The sequence below is a fragment of the Treponema sp. SP13 genome, assembly GCF_050938355.1.
GTDB lineage: Bacteria > Spirochaetota > Spirochaetia > Treponematales > Treponemataceae > Treponema_D > Treponema_D socranskii.
In genome coordinates this window covers 202,067-220,510 of sequence record NZ_JADOVM010000004.1, presented here as the reverse complement: position 1 = coordinate 220,510, position 18,444 = coordinate 202,067, and the positions used below count along the sequence as shown (strand labels likewise).

General features: G+C 50.2%; 12 protein-coding genes. 5 read left to right on the top strand and 7 right to left on the bottom strand.

Features of this window, described 5'->3' with window-relative positions:
* Positions 1–79: 79 nt before the first annotated feature.
* Positions 80–958 carry an Rpn family recombination-promoting nuclease/putative transposase gene (locus IZU26_RS08940; protein WP_433278432.1) on the bottom strand — a complete coding sequence of 293 codons (879 nt, stop codon included), beginning with the start codon at positions 956–958 and terminating at the stop codon, positions 80–82.
* Positions 959–1,157: 199 nt separating this feature from the next.
* Here IZU26_RS08940 and IZU26_RS08935 point away from each other — a divergent pair, with 199 nt between their 5' ends.
* Both IZU26_RS08935 and IZU26_RS08930 read left to right on the top strand, forming a co-directional pair.
* A complete protein-coding gene (locus tag IZU26_RS08935; RefSeq protein WP_433278430.1) occupies positions 1,158–2,036 on the top strand; it encodes an Rpn family recombination-promoting nuclease/putative transposase in 879 nt (292 codons plus the stop codon).
* Positions 2,037–2,348: 312 nt separating this feature from the next.
* Positions 2,349–5,189 (top strand): leucine-rich repeat protein, encoded by a 2,841-nt coding sequence (locus IZU26_RS08930; RefSeq protein ID WP_433278428.1) that lies wholly within the window; start codon positions 2,349–2,351, stop codon positions 5,187–5,189.
* 172 nt (positions 5,190–5,361) lie between these two features.
* Here IZU26_RS08930 and IZU26_RS08925 read toward each other — a convergent pair whose 3' ends face one another.
* Both IZU26_RS08925 and IZU26_RS08920 read right to left on the bottom strand, forming a co-directional pair.
* Positions 5,362–7,485, bottom strand: a complete 2,124-nt coding sequence (locus IZU26_RS08925; RefSeq protein ID WP_433278425.1) for a helicase-associated domain-containing protein — start codon at positions 7,483–7,485, stop codon at positions 5,362–5,364.
* Positions 7,479–9,197: a DNA repair helicase XPB gene (locus IZU26_RS08920; RefSeq protein WP_433278423.1), complete on the bottom strand. Its 1,719-nt coding sequence runs from the start codon at positions 9,195–9,197 to the stop codon at positions 7,479–7,481. The genes IZU26_RS08925 and IZU26_RS08920 overlap by 7 nt, the downstream gene beginning before the upstream one ends.
* 285 nt (positions 9,198–9,482) lie before the next feature.
* On the opposite strand from IZU26_RS08920, the gene IZU26_RS08915 reads away from it, so the two are divergent.
* The 3 genes from IZU26_RS08915 to trhA all read left to right on the top strand — a co-directional run bounded on the left by IZU26_RS08915 (position 9,483) and on the right by trhA (position 13,322).
* A complete protein-coding gene (locus tag IZU26_RS08915; RefSeq protein ID WP_433278421.1) occupies positions 9,483–10,634 on the top strand; it encodes a leucine-rich repeat domain-containing protein in 1,152 nt (383 codons plus the stop codon).
* 98 nt (positions 10,635–10,732) lie between these two features.
* The gene (locus IZU26_RS08910) at positions 10,733–12,331 is read left to right on the top strand and encodes a leucine-rich repeat domain-containing protein (RefSeq protein WP_433278419.1); all 1,599 of its coding nucleotides are present in this window, start codon (positions 10,733–10,735) and stop codon (positions 12,329–12,331) included.
* Between the two features lie 85 nt (positions 12,332–12,416).
* Positions 12,417–13,322 (top strand): PAQR family membrane homeostasis protein TrhA, encoded by a 906-nt coding sequence (gene trhA, locus IZU26_RS08905; RefSeq protein ID WP_433278417.1) that lies wholly within the window; start codon positions 12,417–12,419, stop codon positions 13,320–13,322.
* A gap of 375 nt (positions 13,323–13,697) precedes the next feature.
* Here the strand turns inward: trhA and mazG are convergent, their stop codons facing one another.
* The 4 genes from mazG to IZU26_RS08885 all read right to left on the bottom strand — a co-directional run bounded on the left by mazG (position 13,698) and on the right by IZU26_RS08885 (position 18,300).
* On the bottom strand, positions 13,698–14,648 hold the full coding sequence (gene mazG / locus IZU26_RS08900) for a nucleoside triphosphate pyrophosphohydrolase (RefSeq protein ID WP_433278415.1): 951 nt from the start codon (positions 14,646–14,648) through the stop codon (positions 13,698–13,700).
* A 412-nt stretch (positions 14,649–15,060) separates the two neighbouring features.
* Positions 15,061–15,696: an aminoacyl-tRNA hydrolase gene (gene pth / locus IZU26_RS08895; RefSeq protein WP_433278413.1), complete on the bottom strand. Its 636-nt coding sequence runs from the start codon at positions 15,694–15,696 to the stop codon at positions 15,061–15,063.
* A gap of 45 nt (positions 15,697–15,741) precedes the next feature.
* Positions 15,742–17,745, bottom strand: a complete 2,004-nt coding sequence (locus IZU26_RS08890) for a heavy metal translocating P-type ATPase (protein WP_433278411.1) — start codon at positions 17,743–17,745, stop codon at positions 15,742–15,744.
* Between the two features lie 207 nt (positions 17,746–17,952).
* Positions 17,953–18,300 carry an ArsR/SmtB family transcription factor gene (locus tag IZU26_RS08885; protein ID WP_433278408.1) on the bottom strand — a complete coding sequence of 116 codons (348 nt, stop codon included), beginning with the start codon at positions 18,298–18,300 and terminating at the stop codon, positions 17,953–17,955.
* Between the last annotated feature and the right edge of the window lie 144 nt (positions 18,301–18,444).

The following is an 18,444-nucleotide window of genomic DNA, read 5'->3' as shown; positions in this document are numbered from 1 at the left end:
ATTCTATTTGTGCATCAGGCTACGTTGATTAAGTTTGCCGCTCATCTGATAGACGATGCCGGTTTTTCGAGATACTCCATTATAAATTTTTGATTTCCGCTTCCGAGAGGCCGGTCGCTTTTGCTATCGCTTCAAGACTCATCTGCATACCCGATAAAATTTTTGCCGTCTCTCGCTTTGCTTGATAAGCTCCCGCAGCAATGCCGTCGCGTCGACCTTGTAAGAGTCCGTCTCTCCTGCCTTTGCGTATTCCCGTAGCAACGCCCCGCTCAAAGCCGATCTTTTCACCCAGCTGTAAACTTTCTCTGCGTAAGTCATCTTCATGAATATTCAACGACATATACCAGCTCCTGAACTTTTCGTTCCGTTTCGCTTTTTCGACAAGCGCATCGATCTGCTGCGTAAAACCGCTCGTCGCCCGCCTCTCGCAAAGATACTGCAACAAGGCGCTCAATTCAGCTTCTCTCTCTTTACCGTAGGCACCCACATTATAAAATACTTTATACGATTTGTCATCAAGAAAAAGAGTGCCGTCGGCGGTACAGATATTGCGGAATTCGTAGACAGGTAAGCTTTTGCCGAAGGGATCCTGCGTACAGATAAAAATGACGTAGCTCTCTTTTAATTCCGCATAGCTTTGTCCGCGTAAGAGGTTATCGACATCCATAAGGCTTTGGTAATAGCGTGTGCGTTTGGGAAGAAAAGGCGGAATCGACGTTTGAATTTCGATATCAAATACACGCTCCGAGTCGGAAACATAAACGTCGAGGCGGATGCCCTTGCTTTCGTAAAACGGAGTGATCGTTTTTTGCAGCGAGGGATATTCGATTTTACCGACTTTGATGTGTAATAAGCGCTCCAATACGCCTTTACAAATTCCTTTGTTTTTCATGACCGTACCGAACATAAAGTCGTCGGTAAAGGTGAGTTCTTCGACGGGTTTATGGGTATATTCCATAGCTGCACCTTCGGTTATTGAGATAGCGCGGCAAGGGAGCCGCTGATCTATATATCGCCGATAAAGTGATAAATTACGCGGTTTTTTATGAAAAATATACGGAAATATTCCGAACGGCGGTTCCGTAGCTCCTTCTCTAAAAGTGCTTCAAAAAACTCCGAAATCGCAACATCTCCGCGATATATATAGCGGAGGTTTTATGGTAAAACACAATCGCCGATATAAAGATTCGGTGTTCGTCGACTTTTTCGGCGAAGACAAAAACGCAAAGGCAAACTTCCTCGCTCTCTACAACGCATTGCATGGGACAGAACTTGACGCATCGACTGAATTGGAACCGCTGCGGCTCGAACAGGTGATGTATATGGCGTTCCGCAACGATGTCGCCTGCCTCGTCGACGGAAAGATCATCATATTGGTCGAACACCAATCGACTGTCAACGCGAACATGCCGTTGCGCTTTTTGCAATACGCAGCCCGTCTCTACGAACGTATCCAAAATCCGCGCGACCGCTATCTCCGCAGATTGAAAAAGATCCCGACGCCCGAATTCTACGTGTTCTATAACGGGGAAGAAGATTACCCCGAAACCGTGACATTACGCCTCTCCGATGCCTTTATGACGATGCCTGAAAAACCTGCTCTCGAAGTCGTTGTCAGTGTGACGAATATCAATTATAATAAGGGAAGTGAAATCTTACATACGTGCAAACCGTTAAAAGAGTACACGCTGTTCGTAGAAGCCGTGAGAAGACATACGAAGCTCGACAGTGAAAACGGCTTTCAGAACGCGATCAAAGAGTGCATACAAAACGACATCTTACGGGAATACTTACAGCGGAAGTCAAAGGAGGTGATGAACATGTTAATTGCCGAATACGATTACGATGTCGACATTGCCGTGCAGCGGGAAGAAGAAAGAGAAATTGCACTGAAAGAAGGCATTGCACAGGGTGAAGCGAAAGGCTCACATCAAAAAGCGCTTGAAACGGCAAAGTTGATGAAGCAGGCACATTGCAAACTTGATTTTATTACGCAAATTACCGGCCTCACCGAAGCGGAAATCGAACAACTGTAAGCCGAGCCGTCCCGCGCGGCAGCAATTCGTCACATCTCCGATTCGGCGTGCCCGCTCTGAAAACAATAATTGATAAAACGAAAATATCACGTGTCCTTGATAAATAATTAATAAAAGTTGTGAAAATCAGCGGAATATGTTATAATAATCATAAGATAGTGGAAAGGTTCGGCATCGGAAGACGTGCATCTTACAAAAGTTTTCAGAGGAGGTTTATGATGACTGTAAACAAGATGAACCCTGTACATCTGTATAGGGGGGGGGGAGCTCGGTAAAGCCCTTTTAAAAAAAGTACCGATTATAGCGGGCGCCTTGCTTTTTGCCGCAGCGCTCATTTTTACAGGCTGTTCGAACGACAGCGGTTCGGACGGAGGCGGAACCCCGCCCACGTCGTTCGCCGTAACCTTCGGTGTAGACGGGGGGAACGGCACGCTCAAAGCAGAAGTCGGGGGCACCGAAATCAATTCGGGTGATGCAGTCGAAAAGGGCAAAATCGTAACCTTTACGGCAAAGAAGAATGACGATTTTGTCGTAGACAAGTGGTCGGTTTCACACGGCAGCTTTGAAAGCGGTACCGGTACGGAAGGTAACAATACTGCAAAAGTGACAGTAACGGCAGCCGTAACGGTAAAGGTGAGTTTTAAGGCCAAGCCTGCAGGAACCGTTAAGTATACCGTAGAGCACCATAAGCAAAACGTTACGGGCGATGAGTATACTAAGGCGGAAGAAGAAACCAAGTACGGCAAGCCGGCTGAAAACACTCAAGCAGAGGCCAAAACCTATGAAGGCTTTAATGCAAAACCCATAATTCAAAAAACGATAGCCGAAGACGGCACAACAGTAGTAAAAGTTTATTACGACAGAAAAGAAATCAGTCTTAGTCTTAATTTGGACGGAGGCGGCACGAGTACACCTCTTACTGACGGCAAACTTAAAGGCAGGTTTGAAGCACCTGTAACGGTAGCGGACCCGACAAAAGCAGGCTATGCCTTTGACGGCTGGACACCGCCTCTTCCCGCAACGTTCCCTGCCGAAGACGGCACACACACTGCACAGTGGAAAGCGCTTACTAAAATTACTTTCAGCGTAGAAGGCGGGAACGGCACGCTTAAAGCGAAGGCGGACGGAGGCACGGAAACGGAGACGAGTCCCATAAGCGTCGAAAAGGGCAAAACGGTAACCTTTACGGCAAATCCCGACTCCGGTTACAAAGTAAAGGAATGGAAGGCAGACGGCGTTGCCGTTCCGGGCAACACGACGAATTCTTATGCCTTCACCGTTACCAAAGCGGCCGACGTAAAGGTGAGCTTTGAAGCGCTTCCGCCCGGCGAAGCTTCGTATACGGTAAAGCACTATCAGGAAGGAACGGACGGGAACTATCCTGCAGAGCCGACGGAAAGCGAAAATAAAAGCGGCACATCGGGAGACCCCGTCGTATACACGCCGAAAACCGGCGGAGCCTACGAGGGCTTTACCTACAATTCCGCTCTCACCAAAGTAAACGGAATCGTACAGACAGCCGGCACGATAGCCGCCGACGGCAGTACCGTTGTAAAACTCTATTACGAGCGCAATACGGTGAACGTAACCTTTAAACTTGCAGGCGGTAACATTGCAGGCAATGCGACCGATGTCGTAAAATCCGGCAAATACGGCACAGCTTTGGAAGTTCCCGCCGATCCCGTAAAAGCGGATTCCGTTTTTAAAGGATGGACACCCGCACTGCCTTCACCTTTAGTCTTCCCCGCTGCAAATGCGGAATATACCGCAAACTGGGCGCTGCTTTATACTATCAATTTCAGCGTGGACGGCGGAAACGGCACGCTCACGGCAAAAGTTGACGGCAGCGGAATCAGTTCGGGCGATACGGTCGAACAGGGTAAAACCGTCGTCTTTACCGCGACGCCCGCCAACACCAACTTTGCCGTAGACAAGTGGACAAACGGCGGCAGCGACATACCCGAAGCGGGAGCGAACGAAACGTACAACCACACGGTAACGGCGGATGCAAACATCAAAGTAAAGTTCAAATATACGGGAGCCGATCTCGCGCTGAGCGATCAGGAGTTTACCAAGGAGATGGGGCAAAGCTTTACCTATAAGCTGGTAACGGCAGGCTCGGGCAGTTACACGGCAACGCCTGAAACGGCGGGTATCATCTCGCTCGGTACGGCAAACTTGAACAGTCATGGCAACATCACGGTAACGTGCATCAACGCCGGTACAACGAAAATACGGATAACCGATACGTCAAGCGGACAAACCGCCCTTTCAGGTACCATTACCGTAACGCCCGCCGTCGTCATACCAGACTACTTTGCAGAAGCCGGCGTGCGCTACCACGTAACGGATAAAACGCCCGGCCAGAGAAAGGTGAGCGTAACTGCCAAGACAGGTCCCGGAACTCATCCGCCGTACACGGGAACTACGCTTTTCATACCGAAAGAGGTTATACACAACAGCGTAACCTACACGGTAACGGGCGTAGAGGAACTTGGCTACTGGGGAACTACCCTGCAAAGTGTAACGGTCGCACCCGATAATGCTTACCTTTCTTCCCAAGACGGCGTGCTCTTTAACAATGATAATAACAATAAAACCGTACTCCTTTGGTATCCGCGCGCTAAAACGGATGCTTCTTACTCCGTTCCTCCAGGCGTAATAAAGTTGGAAAGAGGGTCTTTTAGAGATGTTCCCGCACTGCAAACCATAACGCTGCCCGGCAGCTTAAAGCGTATTGAAGCCTATGTATTTACCGGCTGCCCAAACATTGCAACGCTTGTGCTGCCGACCTCGTTGGAATTTATCGGCGACAATTCAATGAACGGCTTAAAAGTGACTTCGATGGTTGTGCCGGAAAACGTAAAAGCTCTTGACGGCTACTGTCTTTCGAGCTGTAATAATTTGGCATCAGTCGAACTGCCTTCAACACTTAAACAGATAACCTGGTATTCCTTTTCTCACTGTCCTGCCCTGACAACGGTAACGTGCAGAGCGGCAACCCCGCCGGATATTGCAGCGGGCGGTAATGTGTTTGGCGGAAGCACGCCCATCGCATCCGCAACGCTTAAAGTGCCTTCCGGCACCGAAAGCGCCTACCGAACCGCAGAAGGCTGGAAAGACTTCGGCACGATTGTGGCAATAACGCCGTGAGGAACGGGTAATGGTTTTAATTGGTAATGTATAATTGTTAATTCAATTACACATTGAAAAACGGATTGACCGCTCTCAAGTCGGAAAAAGCTTCGGCTTGAGGGCGGTTTTTTGTGTGTGAGGGGGCAATTGCCGGCCGGCGGCTTTATTGTTTTGCATCGGGGTATGTTTATTAAAAAATCGAAGTCTTAATAAGTTTTATATTGGCGGCTCTGCCGACGGAAAGCGTCGCCGTTTTTTTTGTCGCTTCGATACGCACGGTCGTTTCCGCATCTCCGCTCGCTTTTGAAAGCGAAAGCGGCGTACACAAAATCGTTTCGAGTTTTGCCGAACCGTCAGCTTTCGGCATACGCACTTCGATCATGTCGCCGGATGCGATCGCGCTTTCAACGAGACGCACTTTGCCGAGAAAATCCATGCCGCCCGCTTCGGCACCTTCGGAGCGAACGGTATCTTTGCCGAGCTGTTCCGCCGACAAAATGATTTTATTGTTTATTCGGGCTGAAAGATTTTCTTTTTGCACTTTGGAAAGATCGAGCGAAGCGAGCGTGCGGTGCAGATCCGAAAGCAGTTTGTCGCGCTGTTTTTTTTCGGGGCGGGCGGCGTTCTTTTTCCGAATGTTTTTGAATCGGTTTTCACCACTTCCGATCGGTGGAAATGACGGTGGCGTACGGTCGGCTGTGTCGCTTTTCGTTCGTGCGGATGATTCGATACTTCGTTGCTCTGCGTCGAGATTATTGATTTTTCCGATGCAATCGAAGCCCGCCTCTTTACCGAATGCCGCCGCATCTTCATCGTTCCGAATGTTCAAGAGATAGATTCCCTCCGCCAATTTTGTTTGAATAAAGCGTGCCGCCTTAGGATTTTTTTCGATGAGCTTCGAATTCTTTTCGTCGAGTTTTAAAACGTAGCCCGTATACAAAATCGCCGACGAATAGAGCTGCTGCCAGTCTTCGATGCTGACGCGGAGATTTTGAGGAATGCCGTGCGAGGCGTATTTTTCGAGCAGCGAGCAGATCGTCTCGGCCGTGTATCCGAAATCGAAGGCTCGGATCACCGACGCTTTATCGATTTCGAATTCGACCGTCGTATCGAAATTGACGATGCGCAAAAAAATCGACAGCGGCAAAAGCGTTTTGAGCGGGAGCCCCGGCAAAAGCCTGACCGTAAAGCCCGAATTGATCGAAACGAATCGTGCGCTCGTATTCGTTTTTTCTTCATCCGAAAGCGCTTTTCCGACGCGGTAAATCGCATCTCCTTCTTTCGTCTTTCCGGCGACGGAAAAGAGACCGAACGTTTCCGCAGCATCGACGATGCGTTCAAAAGGCGGCCGCGCATCGCTTCCGTCGTCGTTTTTGCCGTGCGACCGATCGATGAGCGCACGGAAACGGCTTTGCGTCCGTTCGGAACTTCCGAGCAGCGACATACATCTGAGGAGGGTGCGTTTCGTAACGCCTGAACCGGGAAGGGATGCAGCAAGGTCGAGAACGAGTTCGGCGTACGAGCGAAGTCCTTCCCGATCGAGCGAAGCGCTTGATGCAGCCGCAAGGTATGCGTATTGCTTTTTCGGAAAAAGATCCGCGAACGAAAGCAATCGCGCGTAATCGACGGATATGCCGTTTTCGTTTCGTTTGACGAGCGACAAATTCAATAATGCGGTAATGAGCGTTTGAACGGGGGCGGTTCCGCAGGCGAACACTGTTTTCAAGTGCGCCGCATTGATTTTTTTTAAACTGCCGTCCGCTTTGCAAAGGTCCGGCTTTTCGGCAATATAGCAAACGACGGAGGCGATAAATTCGGGCGAAATCGAAAAGCTTCCGCCTTCCGTGCGGGATGCGTACTGCGCTTCGGGGATAATGCGCGCGATATCGATACGAGGAGCAAGCAAATCTTCAAGCAGCGGATTTATGTACAGACGTTCGGAGCAGTCTTTGTCCGATTCGTCTTTATAAATTATTAATCTGTCGGTGAGATTTGAAATCCGTGCGGCAATTTCCGAAGAAACGTATTCTCCGGAAAAAAAATCCGAAAGTTTTTTTTGCGGCGCTTCGGGGATGAGGATGAGGGCAGTGATGATTTTTTCGTCGAAGTCGTCGAGCAGGGCGAGGAGATTTTTTCTGTTTTGCTCCCTGCAAAAAAAAGAAGACAGCTGTTCGATGAGGTTTTGTTTGTTGTACGGCGTTTTTATTTTTCCGAGATAAGCGCGCAGTATATCGAAAAAGCGGCTGTCGGGGAGCATCGCAAGAGAGGCTTGCCATAAAGCCGTGCGCCGTTTTTTATCGGATTCGTTCAGCATAAGCCCTCTTCCGTAATTTCATCGAAATCGCTTTCGTCGCGATATCTTACAATGCGGTACGAATATCCCTGCTCCGCGAGAAATTTCTGCCGGTTCGCACCGAAGTCTTCTTCGACCGTGTTCCGCGTGATGAGCGTAAAAAAACGCGCCGTGCGTTCTTTCGGTCTGAGTATGCGCCCGAGCCGCTGTGCTTCTTCCTGACGGCTTCCGAAAGTGCCCGACACTTGAATCGCGAGCGATGCGTCCGGCAGGTCGATCGCAAAGTTTGCGACTTTCGACACTACGAGTACGTGCAGCTTGCCGCTTCGGAACTCGCCGTAAATCGCATCGCGTTCGGATACGGGCGTCTTTCCGGTGATGATCGGAGCGTGCAGCATACGCGCGAGCTTTTCGAGCTGGTCGATGTACTGTCCGATAACGAGGATTTTATCCTTCGGAAAACGATCGATAATTTCCCGTACGACCCGATCCTTTATCGGATTTTCGCTTGCGATGCGATGCTTCGTGCGCGCGTTTGCGACGGCGTATCGGATCTCTTCATCGGCATCCAAATCGAGACGCACTTCGATGCACTCCGCAGAGGCGATCCAGCCGGACTGTTCGAGTTCTTTCCACGGAACGTCGTAACGCTTCGGCCCGACGAGGCTGAACACATAGCTTTCGCAGCCGTCTTCCCGCACGAGCGTCGCCGTCAGCCCCACGCGGCGCACCGCCTGCAATTCCGCAACGACGCGGAAAACGGGAGCGGGCAGCATGTGCACTTCGTCGTAGAGTATCAACCCCCACGCTCGTTTTCGAAACAGAGAAAAGTGCGGATACGGTCCGTCTTTTTCCGGCCGCCACGTCAATATCTGATACGTCGCGACAGTCACCGGCTTAATCGATTTTTCTGCGCCCGTGTATTCGGCGATATCGTCCGCAGTGAGATTCGTTTTGTCGATGAGTTCCGCGATCCACTGATGGACGGCCGTAATATTCGTCGTAACGATGAGCGTACTCGTTTTGAGCATATCCATGATCTGCATGCCGACGATCGTTTTGCCGGCACCGCACGGAAGCACGATCGTGCCGAATCCCGTGCCGGGGCCTTTGTCCCCGACGAGCGCTTTCGCCGCTTCAATCTGGTATTCGCGGACGATAAGCGGAGAGCCGTTCGACGTCGTTTTCTGCAGGCGGATATCGAGCGCTTCTCCGTCTGCAAGCGGCACTTCGTCTTTTACCGGCCAGCCCGTCTTTATCAATTCCTGCTTTACCGTGCCGCGGTCGGTGAGGCGGACACGAAAGCAACGGCCGCCGTCTTCATCGATTGATAAATATTTTGCAAGCGATCGGTTTGCGCACAGTTCGCGGTAGATGCGCTCTGAATCCGTTTCGAGTTTGAGATATTCTTCCGCGTCCGAAGAAGGAGAAGCGACGAGCCTCAACTTTCCGAAACGCTCCGCCGTTTCGCGCATCCACGCAATAACCGATTGCGGTACGTCGAAGCGGCTGTACCTTTTCAAAACCGCCGCGATATCGTCAGCCGTAAAACCCGCACTCGCCGCATTCCACAGCGACAGCGGCGTCAAACGGTACGTATGCAAATATTCGGGCGAACGCTCAAGCTCCGCGAACGGAATCAAATCGTTCCGGCATTCGTCGGCTTTCGGCGCGTGAACGTCGAGCAGGAGAGTTTTATCGCTTTGAACGATGAGCGGCTTATCGTTTTGCATAACAGTATATTATATACCGAAAGGGTATATCGCGCAACGCAAATGAAAAATAAATGAAAACAAAAATAAATCGGAGATATATCATCAGTGTCGTAAGTACAACAGCGAGAGGTAAAGACCTATTAAAATTATTATTAATAACAGCCGAAAATCGACGGCAACAATAAGGAAGTTATCATAAAAAGAAAATTGTAACATACACCGTAGATACAGGGTTTATGTAATCGGTAATGAGTAATTACATATTAAACGGAAAAAACAACGTTTTGGAGAAGTATAATAAAAATGAAAACGATTTTCTTTGCCGTTTCGGCGCTTGCCCTGTTCGTAATGACTGCGTGTAAAGATCCGAGCGACGGTACGGGAACACTACCCGAAGCTCCCTTTGTCGAAGGCGGCGTCTCATTCATCTTAAGTCCCGATAAGCGTACCATCACGGTTAAGGTAAAAACCGCCGGCGGTAATGTTACGGTAGAAGGCTGCGAAGAAACGACGCTTACAAGCGATACCGAAGCCGAACTGCATGCACAAGGCACAAGGGTAACGCTGAAAGGCGATATCACCGAGCTGAAATGCGACAACAATCAACTCATCTCTCTTAACGTGCAGGGCTTAACCGCTTTGAAAAGTTTGGAGTGTGTCAACAATCGGCTTACCGCTCTTAACGTGCAGGGCTTGCCGGCTTTGCAAGAGCTGGAATGTCGCAACAATGAGCTTACCTCTCTTAACCTGCGAGGCATGACCGCTTTGCAAGGTCTGTGGTGCAGCGGCAATAAGCTTACCGCTCTTAACGTGCAAAGCTTAACCGCTTTACAAACGCTGCGGTGTAACGACAACCTGTTTACCGAGCTTGACGTGCACGGCTTAAAGACTTTGCAAAATCTGTCCTGTAAAAACAATAAACTTGTCGCGCTCAACGTGCAAGGCTGTACCGCTTTGGAGGAACTGGAATGCGATGCCAATCAGCTTACCGAGCTTAAGGTACAAGGTTTAAGGGCTTTGCAAACGCTGCGCTGTTACGACAACCGTCTTACTTCTCTTGACGTGCACGGCTTAGGGGCTTTGAAAGAGCTGGAGTGTTACGGCAATCTGCTTACCGCTCTTAACGCGCAAGACTGTACAGCTTTGGAAAAGCTGCACTGCCGTAAAAATCAGCTTACTGTTCTTAACGTGCAAGGCTGTACCGCTTTGAGAGGGGTAGACTGTTTGAGTAATAAGCTTGACGCACAAGCATTTACAAAGCTCTTTAGCGATTTACCGCAGTCGATCATTTATGCGTACTGCTATCTGTACACCGAAGAAAAAGGTGTTTCAGAAGGCAACTGCAAAGATTTTACAAATTCTCCGGACTTGAAAGCAGCCTTTGAAAAAGCAAAAGATGAAAAAAAGTGGACGATGTATAAGATTGATACAGACAAAAGTATGGTTGAGATTTAATGTAATTAATGTGTAATGGGTACGTACAAAGTTCGGGGCCGCGTGAATCGGAGATGCGAGCGGCGATGTACGGTTTTTTCGGCACGGAGGATAAAAAAATGAATACGCGAAACGCCCTTTGTATCGCGGCGCTTGCATTTATCTTGAGCACGCTTGGCTGTGTACCGCCTTCCGATTCTTCAGCGTCTCATATTACGATTACCGTACGCGGAGGAGAACACGTACGTATTATAAAAAATTCTTTTACCGTACCGGCGGGTCTTACATGGGCAGGTATTCTTGCAGATGCGGATGGGTGCGTAAATTATGACGATAGCTGGGAGTTTAGTCTTTGGCGGATCGGGAACGAAACGGGACCGGAATTAAACGGTTATTATCAAGATATCTCCGTTGATGAGGATACGACCGTCTATGTCCAAGCGCAGGAAGCCGCACAGGAAATCGAAGACGGCATTTCGCTCATCCTGCATTCCGATGTATTGGCCGATCCCGATAAGCCGAGGGGAATTAAAATTAAAGTGATAACCGCCGATAAATCTCCTATAAAACTGGAAGGCTTCAAATGGAAAAAACAACTGACGGCAGAAGAAGCGGCAGCGGAAGAATTGTATCTGTATCCGAAAAGCACAAAGGTTACGCTTCGGGTAAAAAACATTACGGAATTCTATGTCGGACGCTGGAACATTGAATGGCAGTGCGGCGATTATTATCCTAATCATATTACCGGCATCAATGTACGGGGCTGTCCTTCTTTGAAAAAACTTGACTGCAGTTGTAATCTGCTTACCTCTCTCGACGTACAGGGTCTGAAAGATTTGGAGGAACTGCATTGTCAGGAAAATAACCTCACGTCTTTGGACGTGCAGGGGTTGTCCAAGCTCCGGGTTCTCGGCTGTACTCGGAATCGGATCAGAGCGCTCGATGTACAGGGATTGCGTTCTTTAAAGCAGCTCGACTGCAACGGTAATCGGATTAAAGCGCTCAACGTGCGGGGCTTGCCTTTGGAACTTCTCTATTGCGCTTCCAACGGCATCGATTCCCTTGACGTGCAGGGGTTGCCGCTCAAAAAGTTCTACTGTCCGGGAAACGATCTTACCGTACTCGACGCGCAGGGTTTGCGCTCTTTGGACTACTTGGCGTGCGACGGAAATAAGCTCACGCAGCTCAATGTGCAGGGCTGCACTTCTTTACAGCAGCTCATTTGCCGTGACAATCGACTTACTTCGCTCAACGTCCAAGGCTTACGCGCATTGAAATACATGGACTGCAAAAGAAATCCGCTTACGTCCCTCAATGTGAGAGACCTCGGTGTTTTGAAGACTCTTGACTGCAGTGAGAGCCGGCTTGCGTTTTTGAATGTGGAAAATTGCGCTGCGTTGGAAGAACTGCATTGTGAAGACAACCGCTTAGCTTCGCTCGATGCAAGCGGATTGAGTTCTTTGAAAAAGCTCCATTGCTACAGCAACTTCTTAAATGCGGACGCTTTTATAAAAATCTTTACCGCGCTGCCGGAACGGACTGCAGCCGATAACGGGGAATGCGAACTCTTTACCGAACGCCCCGGTGTCACCGAAGGCAACTGCAGGAATTTTACTTCCCCCCAGGCATTAAAAGACGCGTTTGTTGCGGCAAAAGATAAAAAGCATTGGAAGATGTATAAATACAATAAAAACGGAAATCTGGACTCCGCGGGTTAAGGGAGTCTGCGTTTGTTCGGCAGAAATTAATATTTTCCGCCGGTTCGGCGTTGCGCACCGGCGCGTCCTCTGCTATAATGGCGCTATGACACGGGAAGATAACGCTGCGTCGCGCGCCGTACGCCGTTCGACGCTTAAATCGATCAACGCAAAAAAGAAAGAGCGCATCAGACAGATAAAAGCGAATTACGATTCGGAAATCCGCGAAATAAATATCAAATACGCAAAGGATCCCGAACGGCTGCGCGCAAAATACGCCGCCGACGACTATGCGAAAAGCGCACGGGCGAAGCGTCGCGCCGAACGCAGAATAGCGCAGGAAAAACGCCGCATCGAACTGCGCGGAAAGGAACGGCATTTTTCGCTCGGTGAAGAGATCTCCAGCGCGATCGTACAGGGACTCGGCGCGCTCGTATCGGTTGCGGCGACCGCGGTCCTTGCCGACCGCGCTCTAACCCATGCGAACGGCGCGCTCCGCGTGCTCTACGTTTCCACATTTGTCTGCAGTACGGGATTGATGATCGTCATGTATATCATGTCAACGCTGCACCACGCGCTCGTGCCGGAGGGTGCAAAAGAAGTGTTCGATCGTCTCGCTCACTGTTTTGTCTTTCTCGTGCTCGGAAGCGCATACACGTCGTTTATATTGATTTTCGCGCGCAGCGTCGGAGGCTGGGTGCTGTTCGGTCTCGTGTGGGGAACTGCGATCGTCGGTATCGTGCTGTATGCGGTATGGGGCAGCGAGTTAAAAATTGTCAATATCGTATTTTATTTTGTCATCGGCTGGACAGGGCTCTTTCTCATGCGACGGTTTTACCTCGAACAAGCGCTGCGGAGCTTTGTCTACCTCGTCGTTTCGGGTCTTTTATACAGTTTGGGATGTACCTTTTTTCTCTTACGTAAAGTCAAATACATGCATGCCGCCGGCAACGCCCTTATGCTCTTGGGGACGCTGTACCTGTACGCGTCGCTGTTCTTTTCCGTCGCATGAGTTTTGCCGATAACGTGTGTGAAGTTTCGCTCGATCGCACTATTGCCATATCTTCAAACGGCGCAGTTTTTCGTTCGGCCTACGCCGGACAGGAGCACCGCGAAGCGTTCCGTTCGCTTCCTTTTGCGAAAGCCGCCTCAAGTGCGGATACTGCGAACGGAACGAGCGTGAGCGAGGGGCGGATGGCCGGATCGCAAAACCGCTCCGTCCGAAAAAGGATTTTTCGATAAAAATATCTGCAATAAAATAAACATTATTTTATTTACTATCATCAAATGATAGAATGAATACGCTATGACTACGATACAAGCTGTTTTTTAAACGCTTACTATAACCGTCGGTTCGGCGATCCGATGTCGCTCCCGTTGCATTCGGTTACAGTCCTGCCTTTTTCGCGTCGTTCCAAAACGCATCTTCGTCTTGCAGGTGATCGCCGTCCATCGGAATGCCGGCTTTTGTCATCCGCTCTTCGACGTAAGCAAAACGCCTGTAAAACTTGCGGTTCGCCCTGTCCATCGCGGTTTCGGGATCGACACCTGAGTGCCGCATATAATTGACGACGGCAAAGAGGAGATCGCCGAATTCTTCTTCGAGGTGTAGCGCCGCGCGTTCGGCCTGGCTCATGCGAGCGGGCGGTGCGCTTTGCGGCGGGGATGCCGTATGTGTACCGGCTGCCGCCTGTGAGCCGGATGTGTCGTCCGCAGATTTTGCATCCTGCAGCGCTTGGGATGCTTCCCGCACTTCTTCAAGTTCTTCGTACACTTTTGCCGAGACACTTTCGATCGATTGCCAATCGAAGCCTTTTTTTGCCGCTTTTTTTTGCATCTTATACGCGCGGAGGAGGGGAGGAAAGCCTTCGGGCACTTCGTCGAGGATCGTTTTCACGCTCTTTCTTCCTTCGACATTTTCTTTGATCCTGTCCCATTGATTTAAAACCTCCTCGCCTGTCGTCACTTTTTCCGTCACTTCCGACATGCCTTCGCTCTGCGGGAAAACGTGCGGATGCCGCCGTATCAATTTATCGGTGAGTTCATCCAAAGCTTCCGCGACGGAAAAATCGTTTTGCTGTTCGTACATATACGCGATCATCGATGCGTTGAGTATGACGTCTCCGAGCTCTTCTTTTGCATGCGCCGCATCCCCTGTCGAAACGGCGTCGACGGCTTCGAAAGTCTCTTCGATCAGATCGCGCCGCATCGTGAGCGGCGTCTGCTCTCTGTCCCACGGACAGCCGCCCGGTGCGCGAAGCGTTCGTATCGTTTCGTACAGCCGCTTGTACGCCGCAGCCGTTTTGTCTGCGCTTGTATCGTTTTGTATATCGCTCATAGTATAATCCTTAACAATTATTAAGTCAAATGTCGAGTTTTGAAAATATTAGCAAAAGATATGCTTTCGGCGAAAATGACCGGCATACAATCTTTGTAGACGCATGTGAACGCGGCTCTCACAGCGGAATCCCCGCTTACGCTCCGGTTGTGCTTTTAAAGCAAAACTTGCGCAAGCTGAACGCACAAAGTCGCACGCGTGTCTCCCGCTGTTACGCCGCATCCCGCACACGTCAAGCAGTTCTGGTATACGGTCGCAACTTCGCTGTAAGCATAATTTTATTTATTTTCAAAACTCGCCATCCATAGATACATGAAACAGTTGGAAAATTTCGAGTTTTAGAAAACTCGAAATTGAATCTATTAATGTATTGCCGGTGAGGGTACGGAGCGATACCGCGCCTCCGCCCGTGTCAGTCGGCGGACACTTTTTTCTTACCCCACGCCGCGACGAGTTTTACCGGATCGTTTGAAAGAATTGCTTCGGTAAACGGGATCGCCGCTGCGCTAAACGTTTGCGCCATCGTTATGCGCTCGTCGCTTGTAAAAGGCGAGAGCACGTAATCGGCTACGTCGGGATTATCCGGCCGCCCGATGCCGAAGCGGAATCGCCAAAAATCCGCCGTATTTAAAACGGCTTTTGTCGAACGGAGCCCGTTGTGCCCGCCGAGTCCGCCTCCTTTCTTTAAGCTGATCGTGCCTGCCGGAAGTTCAAGCTCGTCGTGCACGACGAGTATGTGATCCGCCGTGAGTTTGTAAAAGTTTGCGAGTTCACCGATGCTTTCGCCCGACGCGTTCATATAAGTTTCGGGCTTTAAAAAATATATCGCGTCGGAAGCGGTTTGGGCGTTTGAAGTGCCGAGGTGATATTCCTCCGCCCAAGAAGCGAGGCGGGATGCATCGAGCGAACAAAAAGCGCCTTTGAATTTATGCTGCCACGAAAGACGATGTGCAAAGGGCAATGAATCCGCAAAAAGCCACGCGGCGTTGTGGCGCGTATTTTCGTATGTGCGCCCGTAATTTCCGAGAAAAGCGACAAGCCGAATCATAGACGGAGTATAGCACAAAAACGGCGGAGTGGGAAATCGGCCTCATCACCCTCGCTTTTTCCACAGCATGACGCGCATCGAATTCGCTACGGCGAGGAGAGCTACACCCGTATCGCCGAAAACGGCAGTCCACATATTTGCGATACCGAACGCGCCGAGCGCCATGATGCCGATCTTTACGATGAGCGAAACGACGATATTCTCGGTGACGATGCGTACGGTTTTCCGTGAAATCGAAATCGCGTCCGCTATCTTTGCCGGTTCGTCGGTCATGATGACGGCGTCCGCCGATTCTATCGCAGCATCGCTTCCGAGTCCGCCCATCGCGATCCCCGTGTCGGCCCGCGCGAGCACCGGCGCATCGTTGATGCCGTCGCCGGCAAAGAGGAGCGTCGAACGCCGCGGTTTTTTGCCGAGCTCTGCAAGCAGCGCTTCCACTTTATCGACTTTATCTTGGGGAAGGAGTTCCGAAAAAACGGTATCGACTCCGATTTCGGATGCGACTTCTTCCGCCGTTTCTCTGTTGTCGCCGGTGAGCATGACGATTTTTTTGACGCCGAGTTTTCGGAGCTTTTTGACGGCGAAGGCCGCGTCGTCTTTCGTTTGATCGGCTATGACGATGTGTCCCGCATACAGTCCGTCCACTGCGACGTGTACGACCGTTCCGAAATCGTTTAAGCTGCACGGAACGATGCCTTCTACCGCGTGCGATTCCATGAGTTTCATATTGCCGGCAAGTACGCGCTTTCCGTCGAGGACGACGCTGATGCCCTCTCCGCTTATCTCTTCCGCATCGGCGATCTTTACGAGATTGCAGCATGCTCCGGAATGCGCCGCTTTGATCGAATTCGATATCGGATGATTCGAATAGGTTTCCGCATGCGCCGCGATTGCGATGAGTTCGTCTGCCGGTATGCGCTCTTCGTCCGTCGGGTGAACTCCCGTGACGGCGAATACGCCTTTTGTTAAAGTTCCCGTTTTATCGAATACCGCCGTCTGTGTCCGCGCAAGCGTTTCGACGCATTCGCTTCCTTTGATAAGGATGCCGTTTTTGCTCGCCGTTCCGATGCCGCTGAAAAATCCGAGCGGCACCGATATGACGAGCGCACAGGGGCAGGAAACGACGAGAAAGATGAGCGCGCGGTACACCCACGTGTGCGCATCACCCGTGATGAGGGACGGAATGAGCGCAAGCAAAACCGCCGCTACGCACACGATAGGCGTATACGCTTTTGAAAACCGCGTGATAAAGCGTTCCGATTTCGCTTTTTTTTCCTGCGCTTTTTCGACCAGTTCGATGATGCGCGCGGCGGCCGATTCTCCGGCGATCTTCGTCGTTTCGATTTCGATCACGCTGTCCGTATTGATCGCGCCCGCCATAACGTCGCTTCCGACGAATACGCGTCGCGGCACCGCTTCTCCGGTAAGGGCGGACGTATCGAGAAACGATTTTCCCTGTACGACCGTGCCGTCGATCGGAATGCGCTCTCCGGGCTTCACGAGTATGGTTTCGCCGACGTTCACATCGTCGGGCGATACTTCGATTATTTTATCGCCGCGTTTTACGAATGCTTTGTCCGGCCTGATTTCCATGAGCGATTGAATCGAATCGCGCGATTTGTCGACCGCTTTGTCCTGTGCGTATTCCCCGATTTGATAGAGCAGCATGACGCCGACCGCTTCGGGATATTGACCGACTGCGACGGCTCCGAGAGACGCAACGCTCATCAGGAATTTTTCATCGAAGAAATTTCCTTTAATAATATTCTTTACCGCGTCGATGACGACGCTCCTGCCGCACACGAGGTATGCTGCGAGCAAAAGTACGATTGAAACGAGTTCATCCGCCGACGCGAATTTACCGAGCGAAACATCGATCGCCCTGAAAGGATGCGCGTGTTCGACGATTAAACCGAGTGCGAACAGCACCGCCGCAATGACGATTTCACGGACGCTTAATTCGCTCTCTTCTTCATGTTCATGTCCGTGTGTATGTCCATGCTCGTGTTCGCTTTTGCAGCATGCATGACAGTGACATTCGTGACACATAGCTCCTCCTAATAAAAACTTTTGCGGGAAATATCAATTTCCGAAAAAGTTTTTAGCCGTGCGCGCTTCTCGCAACGAGGAGCTTCGCTCCGACGTTTCAAGCGAGCGCACACGTTTAATAACCCGAGTTTGTTGAAAACAAACTCGTACGAAAGAAGTGCGGTGCAATTTCAGCCGTGCTTCTTTCGCTCCTCCTAATAATAAATTTTATTCGCTTATGTGTTCGATGCCTTGGCTTAAAATCGTCGTTACGTGGGCGTCGGCAAGGGAATAGATAAGCGATTTTCCGTTTCGCGTATATTTTACGAGCCCGTTCGTTTTTAAAATGCGCAGCTGATGGCTTATCGCCGATTGCGTCATTTTGAGAACGCTTGCGATGTCGTTTACCGCCATATCCGATTCGAGCAGTACGAACAAAATCTTTACGCGCGTCGAGTCTCCGAAAATCTTAAACAGCTCCGCCAAATCGAACAGTTCGTCTTCCTCCGGCAGTTTGTTTAAAATATCCTGAAAGCGCTTGTCGCTTTGTCCGCCTTCGATCTTTTTTTTCGTCACGCCGATTCTCCATACGCGATTTGTTTTATTATAAAACAAATGAACAACTGTTCATATATTAGCAGTAAAAATGCTGTTTGTCAAGTAAAAAAATAGTCACGACGGTTTGGATATGATTTCTTGACAAATTCTATTTTGTTATTT

Excerpts from the sequence above, each read along its gene's own strand:
- IZU26_RS08920 (WP_433278423.1), bottom strand. The coding sequence starts at position 9,197 with ATGCAAAACGATAAGCCGCTCATCGTTCAAAGCGATAAAACTCTCCTG.
- mazG (WP_433278415.1), bottom strand. The coding sequence starts at position 14,648 with ATGAGCGATATACAAAACGATACAAGCGCAGACAAAACGGCTGCGGCG.
- IZU26_RS08890 (WP_433278411.1), bottom strand. The coding sequence starts at position 17,745 with ATGTGTCACGAATGTCACTGTCATGCATGCTGCAAAAGCGAACACGAG.
- IZU26_RS08940 (WP_433278432.1), bottom strand. The coding sequence starts at position 958 with ATGGAATATACCCATAAACCCGTCGAAGAACTCACCTTTACCGACGAC.
- pth (WP_433278413.1), bottom strand. The coding sequence starts at position 15,696 with ATGATTCGGCTTGTCGCTTTTCTCGGAAATTACGGGCGCACATACGAA.
- IZU26_RS08915 (WP_433278421.1), top strand. The coding sequence starts at position 9,483 with ATGAAAACGATTTTCTTTGCCGTTTCGGCGCTTGCCCTGTTCGTAATG.
- IZU26_RS08910 (WP_433278419.1), top strand. The coding sequence starts at position 10,733 with ATGAATACGCGAAACGCCCTTTGTATCGCGGCGCTTGCATTTATCTTG.
- IZU26_RS08925 (WP_433278425.1), bottom strand. The coding sequence starts at position 7,485 with ATGCTGAACGAATCCGATAAAAAACGGCGCACGGCTTTATGGCAAGCC.
- IZU26_RS08935 (WP_433278430.1), top strand. The coding sequence starts at position 1,158 with ATGGTAAAACACAATCGCCGATATAAAGATTCGGTGTTCGTCGACTTT.
- trhA (WP_433278417.1), top strand. The coding sequence starts at position 12,417 with ATGACACGGGAAGATAACGCTGCGTCGCGCGCCGTACGCCGTTCGACG.